We start from the raw sequence: 22,024 nt of genomic DNA, 5'->3' as shown, positions 1-22,024 counted from the left end.
CGACGAAAACTCGCCAATCTCAACGGCCACTATCTCGAAAATCTCATCCGTCAAAAATCAACGTTAACCTGAAGCGATTCCCCTGCATGGGGGTAGGCTCCGAACTCAAGTTGACAAAAGACCTGACGACAGCCAGTTCGGCGGTGTCGGCAGCTTTTGTGCCGGTAGCAGGATAGGAATTTTTTCTTGATTTCGTGACCTCAGCTATGGTACATATTTGCGTATGGTGCTGATTTGCGCCAGTGACCCGCCGCGCAGGCGGGTTTTTCGTTTCCGTCAGCCTACGCGCCGGCGAAGGCGCCGAAGGAACCCGTTAACCCGAGTTCGTTGCCCTGGCATGGCGGGGGAATCTCTAACGCACGTGCTCTTCCCCAGGCGCGGCAAATGCGCCAGACTTGGGCGTCGACGGGGTTGCGATGTCCTGTCGCTGGGAGGGGTCATCCATGAATTTCGTGTTCTTCTCGCCGCATTTTCCCGCCAATGGCGCGGATTTCTGCGACCGTTTGAAGAAGGCTGGAGCAAGGGTGCTGGGCATCGGCGACGCACCCTATGACGCACTCGACGCCAAGCTGAAGGCGGCGCTTTCGGAATATTACCGTGTCGCCGACATGGAAGACTACGATCCGGTGTTCCGGGCGATGGGGCATTTCATCCACAAATGGGGCCGCATCGACCGCTTCGAATCGCTCAACGAGCACTGGCTGGAGCTGGAAGCCAACATCCGCACCGACTTCAACATCTATGGCACCAAGCTCGATTTCGTGAAGAATTTGAAGCGCAAGAGCCGCATGCGTGCCTTCTTCCGCAAGAGCGGTGTCGACACCATAGCGCAGCGCAAATGCTCCGACCGCGCTGGGGCCATGACCTTCATCCGCCGCGTCGGCTATCCGGTGGTGGTCAAGCCTGACAGCGGCTCGGGCGCCTCGAACACCTTCAAGATCTCCAATGCCCGGGAACTCGACCAGTTCTTCAGGGACAAGCCCGACGACGTGACGTTCGTCATGGAGCAGTTCATCGAGGGGCTGGTGGTGACCTTCGACGGGCTGGTCAATCGCGATGGCGAGGTGGTGCTGGCGGCGAGCCATCGTTACGACCAGAGCGTCATGGAGGTGGTCAACAACGATCGCCACATGAGCTACGTTTGCTTTCCCAGGATCAGCCCGGCAGTCGAGGAGGCCGGCCGCAAGATCCTGAAAGCGTTCGACGTGCGCGAGCGCTTCTTTCACATCGAGTTGTTCGAGACCAAGGACGACCGGGTCATCGCGCTGGAGGTCAACATGCGCCCGCCCGGCGCCTGGATGACCGATGCTATCAACTACACCTTCGACATCGACGTCTATGCGGCATGGGCCGAGATGGTGGTCAGGGATGCCGCCGGCGGGCCCTATGAGGGCAAGTATTTCACCGCCTACGCCAGCCGCAAGCGACGCCTCAGCTATTTGCACAGCCATGAGGACGTGTTAGCCGCCCATGGCGACAAGATCGTCCACCATCAGGCCATCGAAGAGGTTTTCAGCCGCGCCATGGGAAATTACGCCTACCAGATGCGCTCGAAGGACGAAGCGGCGCTGCGCAAGGCGGTCGCCTACATCCACGCGGAAAAGGTGTGAGGCGATGGACATCTCCTATCACAAGAGTTTCTCGGACAAGCTCGGCCGCGACATGGAATACAAGCGCTACGGCCACGCCGGCCGGCCGGTGGTGGTGTTTCCGACCTCGCAGGGGCGCTTCTACCAGTTCGAGGATTCCGGCGGCGTAGGCGCACTGGCCGAATTCATCGACACCGGCCGCATCCAGCTGTTCACCGTCGACGGCGTCGATTCGGAATCCTTCTTCGACAATCATGCGGACGCCGCGCATCGTATCGCACGCCACGAGGCCTATTTCAGCTATCTACGCGAGGAGGCGCTGCCGGAATTCCTGTCGACTGCCGAGCAAGCCAATGGCGGACGCAAGCTGAAGCCGTTGTTCTCGGGCTGCTCGATGGGCGGCTACCACTCGTCGAATTTCGTCTTCCGCTTTCCCGAGCTTGCCAGTGGCGTCATTGCGCTGTCTGGCGTCTATTCGGCCCGCGACTTTTTCGACAAGGCGCTTGAAGGCGACATCTTCTACAATTCGCCCCTCGACTATCTGCCCGGCATCGTCGACCCCAAGCTGCTTGCCCGCCTGAAGGCGTTGCGGCTGATCTTCTGCTGCGGGCAGGGAGCCTGGGAAGAGCGGATGCTGGTCGAGACGCGCAAGCTGGAACAGATCCTGCGTGACAAATCCATTCCCGCCTGGGTCGATTATTGGGGCGGCGATGTCAGCCACGACTGGCCGTGGTGGCACAAGCAACTGGTCTATTTCTTCGGCCGCTGGCTGGATGAGGACCTGATGCACAGGCTGGATTGAGGTGCGTCGATATTCAGCCGGCTGCGAACGACGGCTCGGCCTGGCTCTGAACCCACCTTGTTGCGCAGAGGAATGAGCACATCCGACCTGGCCGTGGCCAGTTCCGGATTCTGTGGCCTCCAATCGCCATTTGTCGCCGAGGGCCTAGGCGTTCCAGAGAAAATATGACTCTAATATTCATGTTTCGGTGGAAACACTGGAGTGGCTGTGGCATGGCGGTGGCGGCGAGGCGCCGCCGGCGTCTTGTCCCGAACCGTTTCGAAGGACTTGGGTGATGGACCAACTGAGCGCACAAACCCGTATCAGCGATGAGGCAACCAGATCGGCAATGGAGCGGCTGCGCGCCGAACACGGCGAATTCGAGATCGACACCGATGCGGCCGATCGTTGGGAGCTTCGTCTGCATTATGGCTCGCTGATCGCCACGCTCGAGGATGACGGCATGCTGATCCGTGTCGCGGCGATGGACGATACCTGCTTGTCCTACATGAAAATGACGGTTGCCGGCCATGTCGCCGAACATCTTGGCACGGCCAGCGGACTGCGCTGGCAAGGCGACGGCGCTGACGCCGGCACGCCGGTGTTCTTCCGTGAGATCACGGTGTTGGCGTCGACGCGGATCTCGGCGCATATGCAGCGCCTGCGCTTCGCCGGCAAGGATCTCGCCCGGTTTACCCATGGCGGCCTGCACATGCGGCTGCTGCTGCCGCCGCATGGGCGGCGGCCGGTCTGGCCCACGATGGGTGCCGACGGGCTGCTTGTCTGGCCCGCGGGCGACGATGCCCTGACCATACGGGTCTACACGATCCGGGCGGTGGATGCCGCAAGCGGCTGGCTCGATGTCGATTTCGTGCTGCACCCTGGCCAGGACACGCCCGCCGCCACTTTTGCGCAAAACGCACAGGCGGGGGACGTCGTCGGCATGATCGGACCCGGCGGCGGCGATGCTCCGGTAGCTCAGACCCTGCTTCTGCTCGGCGACGACACCGCACTGCCCGCCATTGGCAGGATCCTCGAGCATCTGCCGCCGTCAACCCGCGCCGAAGCACTGGTCGAAGTCGATGGCCCCGATGACCGGATCGCGCTGGCGCAAGGCGACAATATCGACATCACCTGGCTTTACCGGCACGGCCGCGAGGCCGGCACCGCCGGCCTGTTGCCGGCCGCCTTGCGGGAGCGCAGCCACATGGCCCTTGCCGACGGCCTTTATGTCTGGGCCGGATGCGAATTCGGCGATTTCCGGGAGATCCGCAAGATCGTGCGCAAGCAATGGAGCCTGTCGCGCGACCAGCACCTGGTCACGGCCTACTGGCGCCGGGACGTGCACAGCGTGGGCGACGACGAATAACCGTCGATCTCCTGTCGACGTTCGCGACCGCGCGAAGCGGCGGTTAGTCGTGGCGGGCCAGAAACGCTTCGGTGACAGCCATGCAATCCTGCCTTTCCTCGACATGCGGCATGTGGCTCGAGAGCGGGAAGACATGGCCTTCGACCGTGGGGATATGGTCGAGGAAGGGCTGGACACAGGCTGGCGTGGCTTCATCGAAAAGGCCGCGAAAGGCCAGTGTCGGCGCTTCGATCAGCGGCAGGCGATCGATAACAGTCCAGTCGCGCATGGTGCCGACAACGTGGAATTCATTGGGGCCGTTCATCGTGCGGTAGACGGTGGGATCGGCATCGATGGCGGCAAAGGTGCGCGCCACCTCCGCCGGCCAAGGCACGACGCGGCAGACGTGCCGGTCATAGAATGCGCGGGTCGCCGCGAGGTAGTCGGGATGGTCCGTCGTCCCGTCCGCTTCGTGGCGATCGAGCGCCTGTCGCACCGTTGCCGGCAGCTCCGTACGCAGTTGCCCCGCGCCTTCGACCCACAGCTTCATCGAGGCGAGCGAGTTGGCGAGCACCAGTGCCTTGAGGCCCGCAGGCCGGCGCACCGCATGCTCGGCACCGAGCATGCCGCCCCAGGATTGCCCGAGCAGGGCGTAACGCTGCTGGATGCCGAGATGGGCGAGCAGCGCATCCAGTTCGCCAAGGAAGAATTCGACCGTCCAGAAGTCGCCGCCCTTGTGCGGCAGATGGGTGGATCGTCCGTTGCCGATCTGGTCGTAGTGGACCACCGCGCGGCCGAAGCCGGCAATGTCCTTGAAGCTGTCGACATAGTCATGGGTGCAGCCGGGTCCACCATGGGCAACGACCAGCGGCAGCCTGCCCGACGCCAGGTCTCCCGTCACGCGGTACCAGGTCCTGTATGGCCCGTAGGCGCTGAACCCTTCCGATATTGCAAGCTCGTCCATCGTGTCCTCCGCCTGGCTGGCTCGGCGGCGGCCACTCATCAGCGGTCTCCGGCGGTGCTCGTGGCAAAGGGTATAGAGGCGGACCGGCAAGCGACCAGCTAGCAATAACGTTAGTTTTGATGCTGCCGGCGGGACAGGTCCTGGCCCTGGCTGATCGGCCCGAGCAACCGGTAGTGTGCCGCCAGGGCGATGGCGTGGAAGCGGTTGCGGGCGCCGAGTTTGCGGCTGGCGGCGTTGAGATGCAGCGTCGCGGTCGGCACGCTGCGGCAGATTTCATGAGCGATCTGCTTGGCCGTCAATCCGCAAGCCGCGAGGCTCAGACACTGGCGTTCCCGTGATGTCAGGTGGAAATACTGGCTTGTCCTGGTGCGCTGATCGAAACCGGCATAGACGCAATCGTGGAACAGGTGACCGAGGTCGCCTATGCCGGGCAGCATCCCTTGTGCCTCGGCTTCGAAATTCGGCTCCGGATCAAGGCGGATGGCGGTGAAGGTGGCGAGATCGCCGCCGTCGAAGCGGATCGGCACCGTCACGCCACATGTCATCTTGGTGTCCAGGAGATAGCCTATCACCGGGTCATGCTTGCGCTGCAGGATGCGTCGCATGACCGGGCTCTGCGACCCTTTGTGCGACCACAGAAATGGTCGCGATACCGCGAGTGCAGCCTCCTGCACCGGATCGAGTTGATAGTAGCCGCCCTTGCACCACAGGTCCTGCATGTCGGGCGGCACGTTGGCGAGGGCCATGAGCGAAGGCGTGATCAACTCGCCGTCGTGGCTGACCGGGACCGGCGTGTAGTCGTAGATCAGCGAAGTGAAACCGGCGGGCGCAAGCACGCGCATCGCCGCCGCCATGGCGGCGTCGATTCCCATGCCTGTGTGAAATTCGCTCTCGAAATCGCCGGATACGCCTTGCATGAGCAAAAGCTTACCCGCCAGCCAATGTTTGTCAAACGGGCATGTTCGAAAAATGCTCAACAAATGAGCACAGCACGATCACGGCTTGTTGCTCGCGACGCATCTGGACGGCCAAAACTATCTTAATTCACAGCTATCCCGGCGGGTTTCGTGCGCCATACGCTGTGTACAATGGATCGCGGTCCGGCGTGTGCCACCTGGCGCACTTCGTGGTTTGCAATCACCCACTTCCCCAGAGGAGCAAGACGATGCGTTCCCGGAATGTTTTTGGCGCAATGATGGCCGGTGTCGGCCTGGCTGGCCTTATGCTGATGGCACCCGTGACAGGCGCGGTCGCGCAAGAAGGCAAGGCTGGCGGGACGCTGAAGCTTCTCGCCAACGCCGCTGCCGGCACGATCGACCCGCACATCAACTACACGCTGCAATATTTCCAGATCAACTACGTCCTCTATGATGGGCTGGTGACCTTCCGCAAGACCGGCGACAAGACCGGTTTCGAGGTGGTGGCGGACCTGGCCGAGAGCTTGCCCAAGCCGGAAGACGGCGGCAAGAAATATGTCTTCAAGCTGCGCAAGGGCATCAAGTTCGCCGACGGATCGGACCTGACGACGGCCGATGTCGTGGCGTCGTTCCAGCGCATGTTCAAGATCAGCGGCCCGACGACGGGCACGCTCTACAATGGCATTGTCGGCGCCGACACATGCCTCAAGACGCCGGCGACCTGCACGCTCGAGGGCGGGGTCGTCGCCGATGAGGCGGCGAGCACCGTCACCTTCAATCTGGTGGCGCCCGATCCGGACTTCCTGCAGAAGATCTCGATCCCGCACGCCGCGATCCTGCCCGCCGAGGCGCCCCTCAAGGATTCGGGGACCGCGCCCATTCCGGGCACCGGGCCCTACATGATCGCCAGCTACGATCCCAACAGCCTGCTCAAGATGGTGCGCAATCCGCATTTCAAGGAATGGAGCAAGGAGGCGCAGCCGGCCGGCTATCCGGACGAGATAGACTATGGCTTCGGTCTCACCGACGAGGCGGCGGTCACCGCCGTGGAAAACGGCCAGGCCGACTGGATGTTCGATCCACCGCCGGCGGACCGGTTGGCGGAACTGGGCACGAAATACGCCAAGCAGGTTTCCGTGCATCCTCTGACGGCGATGTGGTATGCGCCGATGAACACCAATCTCGCGCCGTTCAACGACATCCGCGTGCGGCAGGCGGTCAACTACGCCATCGACCGGGCGGCCATCGTCAAGCTGTTCGGCGGCAGCAATCTGGCGCAGCCTTCCTGCCAGATCCTGCCGCCGGATTTCCCGTCCTACGCGCCTTATTGCCCGTTCACGGCCAATCCCGCCGAAAAGTGGTCGGCGCCTGACCTGGAGAAAGCCAAAGCGTTGGTAGCTGCCTCCGGAACAGCCGGACAGGAGGTGACGATCATCACCGAGGACACCGAAGTGTCGAAGTCGATAGGCGTGTACATGCAGGATGTGCTGAACGGGCTGGGCTACAAGACCTCGATCAAGCCGATCTCGCAGAACATCCAGTTCACCTACATCCAGAACACCAACAACAAGGTGCAGATTTCCATCTCGCAGTGGTTCCAGGACTATCCCGCGCCTTCGGACTTCCTGCAGGTGCTGTTCAGCTGCGCCTCGTTCACACCCGGCTCGGACGCTTCGGTCAACATTTCCGGCTTCTGCGACAAGTCGATCGACAAGAAGATGGGCGAGGCTCAGACCGCTACGATCGCCGATCCTGCCAAGGGTGCGCAACTGTGGACCGCCGTCGACAAGGCCGTCACCGATGCCGCGCCCGTGGCCGTGCTGTTCACGCCGAAGCGTGTCGACCTGATCTCGCCGCGGCTGAAGAATTTCGTCTTCAGTCCGCAATTCTACTGGATCATGAGCCAGTCGTGGGTCGAGTGATCAGGGGTTGAGTGAACAGGCCCAATTCGATCCGCGGCGGAACGATGCGCAATCCTCCGCCGCGGTTGCTTTTCCCGCCGATCTGAAATTCATACCCATCATGGACAATTCGATTGGCGGGCAAGTGCTGGTTCGGATCCGCCGGGGCGCCGAGGGGCCATGGCGGACGGCGTGGCGCAAGCTCAGGGCCGACCGGGCTGCCATCATGGCGTTCGGCGTCCTGGTGCTGATCGCTGCCGCTTCGCTGGCAGCCCCTCTCTATGCCCGCCATGTGGCGCAGACCGATCCTTTCGCCACCAACCTCAATGGCGAGATCGTCATAGACGGCCAGACCAGGCAGGTGCTGGAGCCTTCGACCGAAGGCCTTGGCCTGGGGTTCACGCCGCTTGGCCCGACCTGGGATTTCGGGCCCTATATGCTGGGCGCCGACAATCAGGGCCGCGACGTTGCCGCACGCCTGCTTTACGGCGGTCGCAATTCGTTGCTGATCGCCGGCGCCGCCGCGTTGATATGCCTTGGCCTGGCGACATTGCTCGGCGTCGTCTCCGGCTTTTTCGGCGGTCTGGTCGACATCTTGCTGTCGCGCATTCTCGATGTGCTGTGGGCGTTTCCCGTCTTCCTGCTGGCGATTTCGCTGTCGATCGTCCTGATCACCCAAAGCATCACCATCGGCCCGATCGAAATCCGCTCCGGCAGTCTCTGGCTGCCGATCTTCATCATCGGCATCGTCTACGTGCCTTACGTCGCCAGGCCCATCCGCGGTCATGTCCTGTCGTTGATGCAGGCCGAGTTCGTCACGGCCGCGATCGGTATTGGTGCGTCGCCGTGGCGTATCCTGCTCTATGATATCCTCCCCAATGTGATCACCCGGGTCATCGTCTTCGTGCCGCTCATCCTGGCGCTGAACATGATGACCGAATCCTCGCTGTCCTTCCTGTCCATCGGCGTGCAGCCGCCCGATGCGAGTTGGGGTACCATCATCCAGGACGGGCAGGGGCTTCTCTATTCACGCCCGATCGTCGCCCTGGCGCCGGGGTTGGCGATCGTCATCACGGTGCTGGCACTGAACATATTGGGCGACGGTGTGCGCGACGCGCTCGACCCGAAGTCGTCGATCAGGGTCGTCTGATGCTGACGGCGCTCATTTCCAGGCTCGGCCAGATGGTGCTGGTGATGTTCGGCATCAGCGTCGTCGCCTTCTTGATCTTTTTCGCCACCCCCGGCGCTGACCCGTCGGCGCGCATCGCCGGGCGCAATGCATCACAGGAAACGCTGGCCCAGGTGCGGCACGATTTCGGCCTCGACCGGCCGCTGCCTGTGCAATACGCGCTGATGATGAAGCGGCTCTTCATCAGCCGCGACCTCACCTCCTTCGTCAATCGCGGCCAGAAGGTCGTTCCAACGGTGCTCGAGGCGATCCCGATCACTCTGTCGCTGGTGCTTGGCGCTGCCGTCTTCTGGCTTCTCGGCGGGCTGATCGTCGGCGTCGTCGCCGGCGCGACGCGCGGTTCGTGGCTCGACCGGACGCTGATGATCCTCAGCCTGATCGGCGTGTCGATACCGGTCTTCTGGCTGGGCGAGGTCGCCAATCTGGTCACGCAAAGCCGCTGGCATGACAGCTGGCTGTTCTCATGGGTGCCGCCGCTCGGCTATATCCCTTTCACCGAGGATCCCTGGGGCTGGTTCAAGGCACTTGTCATTCCCTGGTTCACGCTCGCCACGCTCTATATCGGACTTTACGGCCGCGTGCTTCGGGCCTCGATCATCGAGACCATGCAGGAGGATTTCATCCGCACCGCGCGCGCCAAGGGCATCGGCGAGCGGCGGGTGCTGCTGCATCACGGCCTAAGAACCTCGCTCGTCGCCTTCGTCACCATGTTCGGGCTGGATTTTGGCGCCTTGGTCGGCGGCGGCGCCTTGCTGACGGAGGTGGTGTTCGGCCTGCAAGGGGTCGGCAAGCTCACCTACGGCGCCTTGCAGACGCTCGATCTGCCGATGATCCTGGCGACGGTCATCTACGCCTCGTTCTTCGTCGTGATGGCGAATTTCATCGTCGACGTTGCCTTTGTCTTCATCGATCCGAGGGTTAGAGATGCCCATTGACAAGATGCCCCCCGACAGGCCGCTGCTGGTCGTTGAGAATCTGTGCGTCTCGTTCCGCACCGAGGGCGGTGTGGTGCCTGCCGTCAGCGGCGTCTCGTTCTCGCTCGCGCAGCGCGAGATCCTCGGCGTCGTCGGTGAAAGCGGTTCGGGCAAGAGCCAGACCTTGCTCGCCATTCTGGGCTTGATCAGCAGTCCCAACGCCGCCGTCACCGGGTCGGTGCGTTTTCTCGGCCAGGAGTTGCTGGGTCTAAAGCGCCGAGCCCTCGATGCCATTCGCGGCCGGCAGATCGGGATGATCTTCCAGGATCCGATGACGGCGCTGACGCCAGTACATACGATCGGCGACCAGATCATCGAGCAGATCCGCGCGCATGAGCGGGTGTCGCGCGCTGCTGCGCGCAAGCGGGCGGTGGACTTGCTCGACGCGGTTGGATTGCCGAGCCCCGACAACGCGGTCGACCGCTATCCCCACCAGCTGTCCGGCGGCATGCGCCAGCGCGCCGTTATCGCCATGGCGCTGTCGTGCAATCCGGCACTGCTGATCGCCGATGAGCCAACGACGGCGCTCGACGTGACGGTGCAGGCGCAAATCCTGGAGCTGATCGGTCGATTGCGCAACGAGTTCGGATCCGCCGTCATCCTGGTCACCCATGATCTCGGCGTGGTCGCCGAAGTCGCCGACCGCGTGCTGGTGATGTATGCCGGGCGGGTTGTCGAGGAGGGCAGCAAGGGGCAGCTCTTCCGCGAGCCGCTTCACCCTTACGCGTGGGGGCTTTTCGGCTCGATCCCGCCGATGCAAGGTCCGCGTCCCGCGCGACTGACGGCCATTCCCGGCAGCCCGCCGAAACTGAGCCAGATGCCGCAGGGCTGCGCCTTCGGGCCGCGGTGCACATTCCGCCATGAAGCCTGTGCCTCCCAGCCTGCGCTTGGTGGGGCGGGCGGGCACCGGTCGGCTTGCTTTCTTCCGCGGGACGGCCGACAGGATCTGCGGCCGACGCCGGCTGGCAGAGCCGTGCCGGCATGAGCGAAACCAGGCCGAAACCGCTGGTGCGGACCAGCGATCTGTCGAAACAATATCCGGTCGGGCGCTCGCCCTTCCAACGGCGGATCGTCCATGCGGTGGAGCAGATCTCGCTCGATATCTTCCCGGGCGAGACGCTTGGCATCGTCGGCGAGTCGGGCTGCGGAAAATCGACGCTGGGGCGCTGCCTCGTCCGGCTCACGGAAATCAGTTCCGGATCACTGGAATTCGAAGGCCGCGATATCACCAAAGCCTCGCAATGGCAGCTTCGGCCGATACGCCGCCAGATGCAGATGGTGTTTCAGGATCCCGCAGCTTCGCTCAACCCGCGCCGCCGCGTCGGCGACCTGCTGGCGGACCCGTTCCGCGTGCATGAAAGACTGGCGCGATCGGAAATGGCGGATCGCGTCGAGGAATTGCTGGTCCGAGTGGAACTGCTTCCCGAGCATGCCCAGCGCTTTCCGCATGAATTCTCCGGTGGACAGCGCCAGCGGATCGGTATCGCCCGCGCGCTGGCGCTGCGGCCGCGGCTGATCGTTGCCGACGAACCGGTGTCGGCGTTGGATGTGTCGATCCAGGCGCAGATCATCAACCTGCTCTGCGACCTGCGCGACGAGTTCAACCTGACCTATGTGTTCATCGCCCACGATCTCTCGGTGGTCAGGCAGTTCTCATCGCGGGTGGCGGTGATGTATATGGGTTCGATCGTCGAAACGGGCCCTGTCGACGCTGTCTTTTCAATGCCACGGCATCACTACACGATAGCGCTTCGCTCGGCAGTGCCGGTACCCGACGTCGACAACCGGCCAGGCCAGCGGATCATGCTCAAGGGCGATCTGCCGAGCCCGCTCGACCCGCCGTCAGGCTGCCGCTTCCATACGCGTTGCGTGGCGGCGACTTCGGTCTGCCGCCACGAGCGTCCCGTACTTTCGCTCGTCGACAAGAATCACTTCGTCGCCTGCCACCATCCGAGGGCGGGCTAATCTAGGCTCTCGTCAGAAGCGGTAGCGCAGGCTGGCGAACAGTGAGCGGCCTTCGTCGCGGTAGCAATAGCCGGCCGAGCAGATGGTCTTCTGGCTGTCGAACAGGTTCTTGGCGTTGACCTGCAGCTTGACGCCTTCCAACTTCGGATTGCGATAGCCGAAATCATAGGAGAGCGAGGCGTCGACGAAGGCGCGTGCGCTGTTCTTGAATGTGTTGGTGTCGTCGCCATAGCTCGAGCCGGCGACGCGCACTCCAGTGCCCAGCCCCAGCCCTTCCAGCGTGCCGTTCTCGAACTGGTAGTGGCCCCACAGCGACAGGATGTGGTTCGGCGTCGCTGATAACTCCTTGCCATCGGTTCCTTCGGCGCCACGCTCGATCCTGACGCGCAGATAGGTATAGGAAGCGATGAAGCTGAAGCCGTTGTCGAGCGAGGCATTGGCTTCCAGTTCGACACCGCGCGAATTCAGGTCGAGCTGGCGCTGCTTGTTGATGCCTGTCGAGGCGTCGAAGACGACGCCGTCCTTCTGGTCGATGTCGAACAGCGCGGCGCTGACGGTCGCATTGTAGTTCGGGATCTCGTATTTGACGCCGATCTCCTTCTGCGTCGCGATGGTCGGCCGGGCGACGCGACCGACGGGGCTGGTGACGTCGTCATAGACGAAGCCGATGTTGGGCGAGAACGAGGTCGAATAGTTGACGTAGGGCGTGATGCCCCATTCGGTCTGGTAGGACAGGCCGAGACGGCCGGAAAAGGCGCTGTCCTTCTGCTTCGACGTGCTGTAGTCGGCGGCGGTGGAGGTTGTGTCGACCCAGTCGTAGCGGCCGCTGGTGAAAAGGGTGAAATCGTTCCACTCCATCTGGTCGTGCAGATAGACGCCGAGCTGGTTCATCTCCTGGCCGCCGGAGTGGGGCACCGGCATCGCCTTGATGTCATCGACCGAGACATAGGACAGACCGCTGCCGGCATCGTAGTCCGACCAGGCATAGTCGATGCCGCCGACGGCGGTGTGCCTGACCGCGCCGGTGTCGAATTCGAACTGCGCCATGTTGTCGACGACGAAGTTCTTCATGGTCTCGGTGTAGTGGCCCCAGTAACGCTTCAAGTCGGCACCGTCCGGATAGTGGCCGCTGTACTCGATGTCGGTGTCCACGGCGTTGTAGCGCAGGTTCTGGCGCACCGTCAGCACATCGTTGAAACGATGCTCGAACTCGTAGCCGATGCGGCCCTGGCTCTGGGTGAAATCGTTCCAGGCCGGATCGCCCTCATAGACGTTGGACAGCACGCCATAGCCTGAATTGTAGAAGGCGGCCGTGCCACCGGTGACCGATTTCGAATATTCGCCAAGAATGGTGAGCTTGGTGTCCTCGTCCGGTTTGAAGGTGACAGCCGGCACCAGATAGATCTTGTCGTCGGGATAGCCAGGCAATTCGGTATCGCTTTTGCGGCCGAGGCTGGTGAAGCGATAGAGGACGGTGCCGTCCTCGTTCACGGGTCCGGATGCGTCAAGGCCTGCCTGGAACCGGTTGTGCTCGCCTGCGAGCAGTTCGATCTCGCGGAACGGCTCATCCTTGGGGCGCTTGGTGACGACGTTGACGATGCCGCCGGGGCCGCTGACACCATAGAGCGACGATGCCGGGCCTTTCAGGATTGTGACGCCCTCGACACCGTAGGGCTCGGTCCTGAACCAGGCCGAAGGCCCATTGTACTGGCGTAGCCCGTCGCGGAACATGCCGTTGTAGAAGGCCTGGAAGCCGCGCAGGAAGAATGCATCGTAGCGGGTGTCGAAGCCGAAACTGTTGGGGTTGGCGCTGGCGGTGTAGCCGAGCGTTTCGTTCAGCGTGCGCGGCTTCTGGTCCTCGATCTGCTTCTGCGTCACTACCGAAACGGCCTGCGGAATCCTGGCCAGCGGCGTGTCGGTCTTGGTACCGATGCGGTCCTTCTTGGCGACATAGCCATCTTGCTTCAGGATTTCGTTGCTCTGTGCGGTGACCTCGATGTTGCCGAGCATGGTGGACGTTTCGCTGTCCTGCGCATGTGCAGCGCCGGACTGGCCGAGCATCGCCGCGCCACCCAACAATGAGATCCACAGGCGCCATGTCGTCAGCCTTGTTCGCATCAACTCGTCTCCACCGTCTCATGCTTGATTGCGTCCCCGCGTTCTCAAATATGAGTATGTGAGTCAAGTATTTTTTCCCCTGCAGTGGCCCAAGCTGACATGGGCTGTTGCAGAGCGGCACCGCTGACGGGTGCGACCGATCGATTTTGAGTTTCTGGGGCGGCGGCTTTGCCGTCTGTCCTGGTCAGCCGGTCTTGGCGTCGGCCAGCCCGAAGCCGCCGACAGGATGGGTTTCGACCTGGAATTCAAAGCCGGCGATGAACGGCCGGGCCTTGGCGATCGCCGCCTGGACTTCCGGAAGCTGCAGCGACGCCTTGTGACTTTCGGCATCGGTCCACACTTCGGTGACCCAGATCGCATCGGCATCCGCGGGGTCGCGAGCGATGATGTAGTTGAGGCAACCCGGCAGGGCGCCGGTGCTGGCGCGCAGGAGGTCGATGACCGCGTCACGCTGGCCGCGCGCCGCCCGCATCTTGCCGATCAGTCCGTACATTCCGTTGTCTCCGTTTGAGGTTGTCGACAAGAACATGCAGATAGCCAGTATGCAGATAGCCGCTCAAGGCATCAACTGGCCGCCATTCACCTCGATCACCTGGCCGGTGATGTAGCCGCTCAAAAGATCGGAAGAGAGGAACAGATAGGCGCCGACGCAATCCTCAGCCGTGCCGGCACGCCCCTGCGGAATGGTGGCGATCATGCCTTTCATCTGGTCGTCGGTCGAATAGCGCTCGTGGAACGGCGTCAGAATGGTGCCGGGCGCCACCGCGTTGACGCGGATGCCGAAGCCGATCAGCTCCTTGGCCATGCCGCGCGTCACATTGGAGACGAATGCCTTGGCCGAGCCGTAAAGTCCGGCGCCGCCGCCCGCTCCATTGCGCGCGGCGATCGACGAGGTGTTGACGATGAAGCCGCCCTGTTTCTTCAGCCACGGGATCGCCCTGCGCGAGGCGGTCAATACCGAACGCGCATTGAGGTCCATCACCGCGTCGTAATGCGCCTCGGTCTGCTCTGTGTAAGGCACGCGGCCAAGCATGCCGCCGGCATTGTTGATCAGGCCGTCGAGGCGGCCGAAATACTGGGCGCTCTCTTCGACGACGTGTTCGACATCGGCGGCAACGGAAAAATCGCCCTGGACAAGAAACACCTCGCCGCCCTTGTCGGCGATCGTCAACCCGAGCCTTTCGGCGGCGTCGCGGCTCGAATTGTAGTGCAGCGCCACCTTGCATTTCTGCGCTGCATAAGCCAGCGCGAGCGCAGCGCCGATGCCGGTCGACGCACCGGTGACCAGCACCGCCTTGCCGGCGAGATCTGGTATGCTGAGTGTGGTGGCTGGCACGGTTCTTCCTCCGGGATGTCTGCCTGCCCTTCGTAGGCCCTTGCCGCCCCGGTGTTCAAGCCTCAGGGGCGCAGATAGGCGTAACCTTGGCCTTGCAATTCGGCGAGTTTGACGACGCCACCTTTGTCGGCAGCATGGAACCCGGCGAGCAGGTCGGCGAGCGAAATATCCATGCCCTGCATGGTGTTGGCGCAGGCATGGGGTTCCAGCCCCTGCTGCACCAGGCCGGCGAAGCGCCCGGAAATCGCGGCCGATATGCCTTTCGACTTGAAGGCGGCGAGCGCAGGACCATGCACGACCAGCACGATGTCGACATTGCCGCCGGTGCCATCATAGTGGTTCTTGATGTTGCCGAGCACGAAGTTGACCTTGTCGACGTCGCTCAAGTGATAGGCGACCTTTTGCCGGGCCGGCTCCGTTACCGCTGCGGCCTGCACCGCCCGCAGACCAAGAACCGTTCCGGTTCCGGCAAGAATCGCGCGGAACATATCGCGCCGGCGCATGGCATCCTCCCCCGCTTGGCGGCTCACCGCGAATTGCGTGACTCCAGCCGCAATACTAGCATAAATTGACATTGCGTCCTGTCGATGCGGGGGAGAGATTACATGGCGGTCAGGGCAGGGGAATGGAAGACAGTCGCCGGCGCCGGGTTTGGCGCGGCGCTGCTTGGCGTGCTTGCCGGATCGGCCTCCGCCGACGATGCGCTCAAGCTCACCGAACTCAGTCCCAACCACACTGATGCCTGTTTCGGCCGCGTCTATGATGCGGCGCATCTAAAGGCGCACCCGAAGCAGAAGGTGGCGCGGATCTTCTTCTACTACGGCCATGATCCGGTCAGCCGGCCGAATGAAGAGCCGACCGTGAATTCCGACACATCCTACAATGCCTTCATCGCCACCACCGTGCGCGGCGCCAAGTCGCCGGAATGGGCCGGCGGCTGGTGCAATCATGCGTCGGAGGACGGCAAGACAGGCCCCATCCATTGCGGTATGGAGTGCGACCGGACGCTTGCATCGCTGAAGGTCGACGACAAGGGCCGGCTCTTCCTCTCGGATCTGCAGCCCGACATCTATCTCGATGCCGATTCGGAAGAGGAGTTGGGCGCAGCGGAATATGACAGGCAGGCGCTGGGTTCGGAGGACGACAATTTCCGCCTCGACCCAATGCCGGCCGCGACCTGCAAGGCGGAGTTCGCGCGCATCGATCCAGTCGACCCCGCGCTTGGGCCGCCTCTGCGCGATCGGCTGAAGCCGGACCAGGCGTTCTGCTATGGGCGCGACTACGATGCAGCGCATCTTGGCTCGCATCCCGATCAACTGACGCAGTCGATCCGGGTTTTCCGCGGGCCGGTAGAACTGGCGTCCTTCGCCTCGGGCAGTGACGCCGCCAACTGGCCAGACGGTGCCAACATTGCCGTTACCGTCACCACGCGGCAGAAATCGGCTGAGGTGACGCAGACCTATTCCTGCCAGGGCGAGGCCGACCAGTGGCGCTGCGCGGCGAGCTCGAAGATGAGCAATTTCTCCTGCGATATCGCGCAGAAGGAAATTTTCCTCAAGCGAGGCGCCGACGGCACCATGATGCTGGCCAACCCCAACAGCGCACTCGCGATCGTCGATCTGTGCTCGAAGGCCGCCGACGGCAAGACCAAGTCGGACGACAAGGTCTATAGGCTGCAGCCAATGCCGCAATCGGCCTGCGCGCCTTGAGTTCGGACTTGTCTACGTCGTCATGAAGGGATATATCTTTGCTATATCTCATTTGAGGATAGCATGATGGACAAGGCAAAAGTGTTCTGGTCGGGCCGGTCACAAGCTGTGCGTCTGCCCAAGGAGTTCCGTTTCGAAACAGATGAGGTTTCGATTCGCCGTCACGGGCAAACCGTCATCCTGGAACCGCTTGCGCAGGATTGGGCGTGGCTCGACCAAGTGATCGGACCGCTTGATAATGATTTCGCCGAGGCAGCGCTGGAACGTCAGGACGGCCAGGATCGACCCGCCTTGGATGACGTCTTCAAGTGATCTACCTGCTCGACACCAATGCCATTATCGCGGTTATCAAGGGCGATGAGGGTCTGCTGACATTACTCAAACAGCACACGCCGCAGGACTTTGCCCTCTCGGCGATAGTGGTGCACGAATTGTACTATGGTGCTGAAAAGAGCCAGCGAAGGCCCGAAAATTTGGCACGCATAGAAGCTCTGCAGTTCCCCGTCCTCGAATTTGACCGGGAAGACGCGAAACATGCCGGCGAGATTCGGGCAACGCTTGCGACGTTGGGAACTCCGATCGGTCCCTACGATGCGTTGATCGGCGGGCAGGCGCGCGCTCGAAACCTCACACTGATGACCCGCAATGTCCGGGAATTCGAGCGTATCAAAGATCTCTCAATCGAGACCTGGTGAACCGCCTCAGGCAAACGGCACCGCCGTCGTGCCCTTGGGCAGCTTGGCCTCGTCGTCGGGCTCGACATGGATGGTGACGCGCACGGAGGGGATCTCGGCCTTCAGGGCGTCCTCGATGCGGTCGCAGATGACATGGCTGGCGCCGACCGACATGTCGGCATCGACGACCAGATGGAATTCGATGAAGGTGGCGCGGCCGGCGATGCGGGTCTTGAGGTCATGGACCTCGATCGCACCCTTGCAATTGGCCGAGATGACGTCGCGGATGCGCATGTGCTCTTGCGTGTCTACGGCGCGATCCATCAGGCCGTTCATCGACGAGCCGATGACATGCCAGCCCTGCCACAGGATGTTCAGCGCCACGAGGACGGCAAGTGCTGGATCGAGAATCTGCCAGCCGGTCAGGACCGCACCGACCAGGCCGCCGAAGACACCGATCGAGGTGACCACGTCGGTCATGATATGGTTGCCGTCGGCGACCAGCGCCGGTGACTTCTCCGCCCTGCCGGCGCGGATCAGCGTCCACGCCCAGAAGGCATTGATAACGGTAGCGACGCCGTTGACGGAAAGACCTTCCCAGGGCTGTTCGAGCGGTGCCGGGGTCTGCCAGGAGCGCCAGACCTCGTTGAGGATCAAAAGTGCGGCGAGAACGATCAGCACGCCTTCCAGCACCGCCGAGAAATACTCCGCCTTGTGGTGGCCGAAGGGATGGTCCTGATCGGCCGGCCTGTAGCTGACCTGGATCGCCCAGAAAGCGGCGATCGACGCAATGACGTTGACGATCGATTCCAGCGCGTCCGAATAGAGCGCGACCGAGCCGGTGACGTACCAGGCGACGAGCTTCAAGCCGAGCACGATTGCCGCAATGATGATCGACCAGAACGCAAGGTTGGCGACCTTGCGCTTCGCGGCCGCCTTGGCCGCGATCGCCATTGTGTCCTCGGTTTCGGCCATGATTGTCAGGCGGCCTTTTCCTTGGCCTTGCGCGGCAGGTGGGCGACTATGTTCTCGATGATGCGCATCCCGGCATTGTGGCCGAGCGTCATGATCGATTCCGGGTGGAACTGCACCGCCGCGATCGGTTCCTTGCGGTGTTCGAAGGCCATGATGACGCCATCTTCGGTTTCCGCCGTGACGATGAAATCGTCGGGCAGCCGCACCGGGTCGGCAAAGATCGAGTGATAGCGGCCGACGGTGACTTCCTTGGGCAGGCCGGAGAAGATGATGCCGGGCTTGGAGACGCGGATGCGCGACGGCTTGCCGTGCATCGGTATGTGCAGTTGCCGCAGTTCGCCGCCATAGGCCTCGGCCAGGGCTTGCAGGCCAAGGCAGACGCCGAAGATCGGCAGGTCGCGGGTGCGGGCTCGTCTGATGGTTGCGGCGCAATCGAAGTCCTTGGGCGTGCCCGGTCCTGGCGACAGCACGACGAGGTCGGGCTTCAGCCGGTCGAACACTTCCTCCGGCACCGGCGTGCGCACGGTCGAGACATTGGCTCCGGTCTGGCGGAAATAATTGGCCAGCGTGTGGACGAACGAGTCCTCGTGGTCGACAAGCAGGATGTTGACGCCGTCGCCAACGCGCGCGGTGGTGCGCTCGGTGCTGGCGGAATTGCCTGTCTTGGCGTCGCGGATGGCGGAGAGCATGGCGGATGCCTTCAGTTCGGTTTCGGCCTCTTCTTCCTCGGGAACGCTGTCGAAGAGTAATGTGGCGCCGGCGCGCACTTCGGCAATGCCGTCCTTGATGCGGATGGTGCGAAGCGTGAGGCCGGTGTTCATGTCGCCGTTGAAATTGACCATGCCGATCGCGCCACCATACCAGGCGCGCGGGCTCTTTTCGTTCTGTTCGATGAAGCGCATGGCCCACAGTTTCGGCGCGCCGGTGACGGTGACCGCCCAGGCATGCGACAGAAACGCGTCGAAGGCATCCATGCCTTCGCGCAGCCGGCCTTCGATGTGATCGACGGTGTGGATCAGGCGCGAATACATCTCGATCTGGCGGCGGCCGATAACGCGCACCGAACCCGGCTCGCAGACCCGCGACTTGTCGTTGCGGTCGACGTCCGAGCACATGGTCAGTTCGGATTCGTCCTTCTTGGAGTTCAGCAGTTTCAGGATCTGCTCGGAGTCGGAGATGGCATCGTCGCCGCGCTTGATGGTGCCCGAGATCGGGCAGGTCTCGACACGGCGGCCGTTGACGCGCACGAACATTTCGGGCGAGGCGCCGATCAGATATTCGCCTTCGCCCAGATTGATGAAGAAGGAATAGGGCGAGGGGTTGATCGACTTCAGTTTGCGCGAAATCTCGGATGGCTGCGTCTCGCAGCGCTCGTAGAACATCTGTCCGGGGACGACCTCGAACAGGTCGCCGCGCTTGAAACTGTCCATCGCCTTGCGCACCAGATTGGCGTATTCGCCGGGCTCATGGTCGCCGCGCGGCGGGATGCGGTCGGGGCTCTTGAACGGCTCGGCGATTTCGTCGCGCGGCAATCCTTCCGTCGAAAACCCGTCGCCGGCATAGTCGTAGCGGTCGGTCCAGGCCTTAGCCGAATAATGGTCGACGACCAGGATCTCATCGGGCAGGAACAGCACCAGGTCGCGTTGATTTTGCTTGCGCTCGAGCTTGTAGTCGACCGGGTCGAACTGGAAGGCGAGGTCGTAGCCGAAAGCACCGTAGAGACCGAGATTGGCGTCTTCCTCGGTCTTGAACAAGGCAGTGATGGCGCGCAGGACGGTGAACACCGAAGGAACGCGGCTGCGCTCCTCCTCGGTGAAGACGCGGCCGGGCTTGGCGACGTCGAGGCGGATGAGCTTTTTCGATGTCTCGGCGATGGTGACGTCGGCGAGCCCACCCAGCGCGTTGCCGATGACCGGTAACAGCGCTTCGCCACGGCGGTTCAGCGCCTCAATGCGCATGGCGCGGCCGCGTGCCGAGATGACCAGCGGCGGATCGATGATGGCGGTGTCCCAGCGCGTGTAGCGACCGGGATATTCGTAGTTCGAGGAAAACACGGCGCCGCGGCGCGAATTCAGGCCGTCGACGTAAGCGTCGATCGCGCCCGCATAGGGCCGGTCGTGGCGCTCGCGGGTGATGGTCACGCCACCCGCGGTCACGAAACTTTCCGCCCCGTTATCCAGAACCTTCATCGTCATTGCCGTCTCCATCAGCTTATTTGGGGCAACGGACCCGGGAATGGCTTGGAAAAAACAAATGGCCGCCCGGACTTTCCGTTGCGGCCACCCTCTCTTTTCACGCGCACGTGTTCGAACAGGCCGCAGTCAGCAGGCCCACCACCAAATGGTCTTGGTCGAACGCATGTTCATGGCGAAATCCATAGCTGCGAAAGGGAGGTTACGCAACAGGTTTGAAAAGCCTGTCCGGTGGCCGCAGCTTCTGCATCTCATGGCACATCGCCAGAGCCGACAGCGCGGCCTAGATTGTTCATCCAACAGCAGGAACATGGGAAACACCGATGACCGAGCAAATCGAGCGCGCGCGCACGTTCCATTCCCTCCACCTCAAGGGAAACCCAATCGTCCTCTACAATGCATGGGATCCGGGCTCGGCCAAGATCGTCGAGAAAGCAGGCGCCAAGGCGATCGCCACCGGAAGCTGGCCGGTGGCGGCCGCGTTCGGATACGCCGATGGCGAGAAGATCCCGCTGGAGCTGGCACTCGACAACATCAGGCGCATCGTCGGGTCGGTCGACCTGCCGGTGACCATGGACCTTGAAGGCGGTTATGGCGTCGACCCGGACATCGTCGCCCGCACCGTGACGCTTGCCTTGCAGGCCGGTGCCATCGGTTTCAATTTCGAGGACCAGATTGTCGGCGGCACCGGCCTGCACGACATCACTGTCCAGGCAACGCGGATCGAAGCCGCGGCGGCTGCCGTCAAGGCCTCCGGCATCCCGGCCTTCCTGAACGCCCGAACCGATATCTTCCTCAAGGCCAAGCCGGATGCGCACGACAAGGCGCTGCTCGATCAGGCGATCGAACGGGCGCGGGCCTATGAACAGGCCGGAGCGAGCGGCTTTTTCACGCCGGGTCTTGGCGATGAGGGCCTCATCGAGGCGCTCTGCAAGGCAATCGAGTTGCCGGTCAATATCATCGCGCTGGCGCATGTGCCGCCGCGCCAGCGGCTGGCCGAACTCGGCGTCGCCCGCATCAGCCATGGCCCCGTACCTTACCGGCAGATGGCCGAGTGGCTGGAGGCCAAGGCGCGGAAGGCTATTTCGGGCTAATAGTCCTGCATAGGGTAGCCAGTTGGGCAAGGGCGGAAGCCCGCGCCTCTGTCATCCACGGGCGAAGCGGACGCGCAGACCCCTGGAGCTGCTCCGCAGCCCAAGGGATCCATGCCGCGACCTTCGCCGTTGGGTACCACGGAGCAGAATTCTCAATCGATGCGGGCTTAGATGTAACGGCATGGCAACTGTGTTCATGCGAATGCTTTTTTGTCTCGGATGATAGCGTTGAGGACGACGAGGAGCTTCCTTGCGACGGCAATGATGGCCAGCTTCTTTGACCCTGATCGGGCTGCGA

At 62.6% G+C, this 22,024-nt stretch carries 20 protein-coding genes; 12 read left to right on the top strand and 8 right to left on the bottom strand.

Going from position 1 to position 22,024, the window contains the following annotated elements; all coding sequences use genetic code 11:
* Positions 1 to 443: 443 nt before the first annotated feature.
* The 3 genes from NKI20_RS30745 (at position 444) to NKI20_RS30735 (ending at position 3,739) form a co-directional block, all read left to right on the top strand.
* On the top strand, positions 444 to 1,610 hold the full coding sequence (locus tag NKI20_RS30745) for an ATP-grasp domain-containing protein (RefSeq protein ID WP_352837604.1): 1,167 nt from the start codon (positions 444 to 446) through the stop codon (positions 1,608 to 1,610).
* 4 nt (positions 1,611 to 1,614) lie between these two features.
* A complete protein-coding gene (locus NKI20_RS30740) occupies positions 1,615 to 2,391 on the top strand; it encodes an esterase family protein (protein ID WP_352837602.1) in 777 nt (258 codons plus the stop codon).
* A gap of 274 nt (positions 2,392 to 2,665) precedes the next feature.
* Positions 2,666 to 3,739, top strand: coding sequence for a siderophore-interacting protein (locus tag NKI20_RS30735; RefSeq protein ID WP_352837600.1), 1,074 nt, complete (start codon positions 2,666 to 2,668; stop codon positions 3,737 to 3,739).
* Between the two features lie 43 nt (positions 3,740 to 3,782).
* On the opposite strand, the gene NKI20_RS30730 is transcribed toward NKI20_RS30735, so the two are convergent.
* Together NKI20_RS30730 and NKI20_RS30725 are read right to left on the bottom strand one after the other, a co-directional pair.
* A complete protein-coding gene (locus NKI20_RS30730) occupies positions 3,783 to 4,682 on the bottom strand; it encodes a proline iminopeptidase-family hydrolase (RefSeq protein WP_352837608.1) in 900 nt (299 codons plus the stop codon).
* Between the two features lie 110 nt (positions 4,683 to 4,792).
* Positions 4,793 to 5,599, bottom strand: coding sequence for a helix-turn-helix transcriptional regulator (locus NKI20_RS30725; RefSeq protein WP_352837598.1), 807 nt, complete (start codon positions 5,597 to 5,599; stop codon positions 4,793 to 4,795).
* Between the two features lie 248 nt (positions 5,600 to 5,847).
* Between NKI20_RS30725 and NKI20_RS30720 the strand changes: the two genes are divergently transcribed.
* The 5 genes from NKI20_RS30720 to NKI20_RS30700 all read left to right on the top strand — a co-directional run bounded on the left by NKI20_RS30720 (position 5,848) and on the right by NKI20_RS30700 (position 11,628).
* A complete protein-coding gene (locus NKI20_RS30720) occupies positions 5,848 to 7,521 on the top strand; it encodes an ABC transporter substrate-binding protein (protein WP_352837595.1) in 1,674 nt (557 codons plus the stop codon).
* A gap of 100 nt (positions 7,522 to 7,621) precedes the next feature.
* A complete protein-coding gene (locus tag NKI20_RS30715; protein ID WP_352837591.1) occupies positions 7,622 to 8,650 on the top strand; it encodes an ABC transporter permease in 1,029 nt (342 codons plus the stop codon).
* A complete protein-coding gene (locus tag NKI20_RS30710) occupies positions 8,650 to 9,624 on the top strand; it encodes an ABC transporter permease (RefSeq protein ID WP_352837588.1) in 975 nt (324 codons plus the stop codon). Before NKI20_RS30715 ends, NKI20_RS30710 begins: the two co-directional genes overlap by 1 nt.
* Before the next feature lie 4 nt (positions 9,625 to 9,628).
* The gene (locus tag NKI20_RS30705) at positions 9,629 to 10,648 is read left to right on the top strand and encodes an ABC transporter ATP-binding protein (protein ID WP_352837606.1); all 1,020 of its coding nucleotides are present in this window, start codon (positions 9,629 to 9,631) and stop codon (positions 10,646 to 10,648) included.
* Positions 10,645 to 11,628, top strand: coding sequence for an ABC transporter ATP-binding protein (locus NKI20_RS30700; protein ID WP_352837585.1), 984 nt, complete (start codon positions 10,645 to 10,647; stop codon positions 11,626 to 11,628). The genes NKI20_RS30705 and NKI20_RS30700 overlap by 4 nt, the downstream gene beginning before the upstream one ends.
* Positions 11,629 to 11,640: 12 nt before the next feature.
* Here NKI20_RS30700 and NKI20_RS30695 read toward each other — a convergent pair whose 3' ends face one another.
* The 4 genes from NKI20_RS30695 to NKI20_RS30680 all read right to left on the bottom strand — a co-directional run bounded on the left by NKI20_RS30695 (position 11,641) and on the right by NKI20_RS30680 (position 15,585).
* The gene (locus tag NKI20_RS30695) at positions 11,641 to 13,746 is read right to left on the bottom strand and encodes a TonB-dependent siderophore receptor (protein WP_352837582.1); all 2,106 of its coding nucleotides are present in this window, start codon (positions 13,744 to 13,746) and stop codon (positions 11,641 to 11,643) included.
* A gap of 184 nt (positions 13,747 to 13,930) precedes the next feature.
* Positions 13,931 to 14,239, bottom strand: coding sequence for a putative quinol monooxygenase (locus tag NKI20_RS30690; protein ID WP_352837579.1), 309 nt, complete (start codon positions 14,237 to 14,239; stop codon positions 13,931 to 13,933).
* 63 nt (positions 14,240 to 14,302) lie between these two features.
* Complete coding sequence (locus NKI20_RS30685) at positions 14,303 to 15,082, bottom strand: SDR family NAD(P)-dependent oxidoreductase (protein ID WP_352837576.1); 780 nt, start codon at positions 15,080 to 15,082, stop codon at positions 14,303 to 14,305.
* A 62-nt stretch (positions 15,083 to 15,144) separates the two neighbouring features.
* Positions 15,145 to 15,585 (bottom strand): DsrE family protein, encoded by a 441-nt coding sequence (locus NKI20_RS30680; RefSeq protein ID WP_023760665.1) that lies wholly within the window; start codon positions 15,583 to 15,585, stop codon positions 15,145 to 15,147.
* Between the two features lie 102 nt (positions 15,586 to 15,687).
* Between NKI20_RS30680 and NKI20_RS30675 the strand changes: the two genes are divergently transcribed.
* From NKI20_RS30675 to NKI20_RS30665, 3 genes are all read left to right on the top strand, one after another.
* Entirely contained in the window at positions 15,688 to 16,791 is a 1,104-nt protein-coding gene (locus NKI20_RS30675) for a hypothetical protein (protein WP_352837573.1), read from the top strand.
* 66 nt (positions 16,792 to 16,857) lie between these two features.
* Positions 16,858 to 17,103, top strand: coding sequence for an antitoxin (locus NKI20_RS30670; protein ID WP_023760667.1), 246 nt, complete (start codon positions 16,858 to 16,860; stop codon positions 17,101 to 17,103).
* The gene (locus NKI20_RS30665) at positions 17,100 to 17,486 is read left to right on the top strand and encodes a type II toxin-antitoxin system VapC family toxin (protein WP_352730420.1); all 387 of its coding nucleotides are present in this window, start codon (positions 17,100 to 17,102) and stop codon (positions 17,484 to 17,486) included. The genes NKI20_RS30670 and NKI20_RS30665 overlap by 4 nt, the downstream gene beginning before the upstream one ends.
* 6 nt (positions 17,487 to 17,492) lie before the next feature.
* On the opposite strand, the gene NKI20_RS30660 is transcribed toward NKI20_RS30665, so the two are convergent.
* Together NKI20_RS30660 and NKI20_RS30655 are read right to left on the bottom strand one after the other, a co-directional pair.
* Positions 17,493 to 18,440 (bottom strand): cation diffusion facilitator family transporter, encoded by a 948-nt coding sequence (locus NKI20_RS30660; RefSeq protein ID WP_023760669.1) that lies wholly within the window; start codon positions 18,438 to 18,440, stop codon positions 17,493 to 17,495.
* Between the two features lie 5 nt (positions 18,441 to 18,445).
* The gene (locus tag NKI20_RS30655) at positions 18,446 to 20,635 is read right to left on the bottom strand and encodes an anthranilate synthase (RefSeq protein WP_352837569.1); all 2,190 of its coding nucleotides are present in this window, start codon (positions 20,633 to 20,635) and stop codon (positions 18,446 to 18,448) included.
* 320 nt (positions 20,636 to 20,955) lie between these two features.
* Here NKI20_RS30655 and NKI20_RS30650 point away from each other — a divergent pair, with 320 nt between their 5' ends.
* On the top strand, positions 20,956 to 21,726 hold the full coding sequence (locus NKI20_RS30650; RefSeq protein WP_352837566.1) for an isocitrate lyase/PEP mutase family protein: 771 nt from the start codon (positions 20,956 to 20,958) through the stop codon (positions 21,724 to 21,726).
* Positions 21,727 to 22,024 lie beyond the last annotated feature (298 nt).

Source organism: Mesorhizobium sp. M0830, assembly GCF_040319965.1.
GTDB lineage: Bacteria > Pseudomonadota > Alphaproteobacteria > Rhizobiales > Rhizobiaceae > Mesorhizobium.
This window is presented reverse-complemented; position numbering and strand designations above follow the sequence as displayed.

What these genes read in the sequence shown, in the direction of transcription:
- NKI20_RS30745 (WP_352837604.1), top strand. Translation starts at nt 444, where the DNA reads ATGAATTTCGTGTTCTTCTCGCCGCATTTTCCCGCCAATGGCGCGGAT.
- NKI20_RS30735 (WP_352837600.1), top strand. Translation starts at nt 2,666, where the DNA reads ATGGACCAACTGAGCGCACAAACCCGTATCAGCGATGAGGCAACCAGA.
- NKI20_RS30725 (WP_352837598.1), bottom strand. Translation starts at nt 5,599, where the DNA reads ATGCAAGGCGTATCCGGCGATTTCGAGAGCGAATTTCACACAGGCATG.
- NKI20_RS30655 (WP_352837569.1), bottom strand. Translation starts at nt 20,635, where the DNA reads ATGACGATGAAGGTTCTGGATAACGGGGCGGAAAGTTTCGTGACCGCG.
- NKI20_RS30710 (WP_352837588.1), top strand. Translation starts at nt 8,650, where the DNA reads ATGCTGACGGCGCTCATTTCCAGGCTCGGCCAGATGGTGCTGGTGATG.
- NKI20_RS30720 (WP_352837595.1), top strand. Translation starts at nt 5,848, where the DNA reads ATGCGTTCCCGGAATGTTTTTGGCGCAATGATGGCCGGTGTCGGCCTG.
- NKI20_RS30690 (WP_352837579.1), bottom strand. Translation starts at nt 14,239, where the DNA reads ATGTACGGACTGATCGGCAAGATGCGGGCGGCGCGCGGCCAGCGTGAC.
- NKI20_RS30650 (WP_352837566.1), top strand. Translation starts at nt 20,956, where the DNA reads ATGACCGAGCAAATCGAGCGCGCGCGCACGTTCCATTCCCTCCACCTC.
- NKI20_RS30740 (WP_352837602.1), top strand. Translation starts at nt 1,615, where the DNA reads ATGGACATCTCCTATCACAAGAGTTTCTCGGACAAGCTCGGCCGCGAC.
- NKI20_RS30695 (WP_352837582.1), bottom strand. Translation starts at nt 13,746, where the DNA reads ATGCGAACAAGGCTGACGACATGGCGCCTGTGGATCTCATTGTTGGGT.
- NKI20_RS30675 (WP_352837573.1), top strand. Translation starts at nt 15,688, where the DNA reads ATGGCGGTCAGGGCAGGGGAATGGAAGACAGTCGCCGGCGCCGGGTTT.
- NKI20_RS30700 (WP_352837585.1), top strand. Translation starts at nt 10,645, where the DNA reads ATGAGCGAAACCAGGCCGAAACCGCTGGTGCGGACCAGCGATCTGTCG.
- NKI20_RS30730 (WP_352837608.1), bottom strand. Translation starts at nt 4,682, where the DNA reads ATGGACGAGCTTGCAATATCGGAAGGGTTCAGCGCCTACGGGCCATAC.
- NKI20_RS30715 (WP_352837591.1), top strand. Translation starts at nt 7,622, where the DNA reads ATGGACAATTCGATTGGCGGGCAAGTGCTGGTTCGGATCCGCCGGGGC.
- NKI20_RS30705 (WP_352837606.1), top strand. Translation starts at nt 9,629, where the DNA reads ATGCCCCCCGACAGGCCGCTGCTGGTCGTTGAGAATCTGTGCGTCTCG.
- NKI20_RS30660 (WP_023760669.1), bottom strand. Translation starts at nt 18,440, where the DNA reads ATGGCCGAAACCGAGGACACAATGGCGATCGCGGCCAAGGCGGCCGCG.
- NKI20_RS30670 (WP_023760667.1), top strand. Translation starts at nt 16,858, where the DNA reads ATGGACAAGGCAAAAGTGTTCTGGTCGGGCCGGTCACAAGCTGTGCGT.
- NKI20_RS30680 (WP_023760665.1), bottom strand. Translation starts at nt 15,585, where the DNA reads ATGCGCCGGCGCGATATGTTCCGCGCGATTCTTGCCGGAACCGGAACG.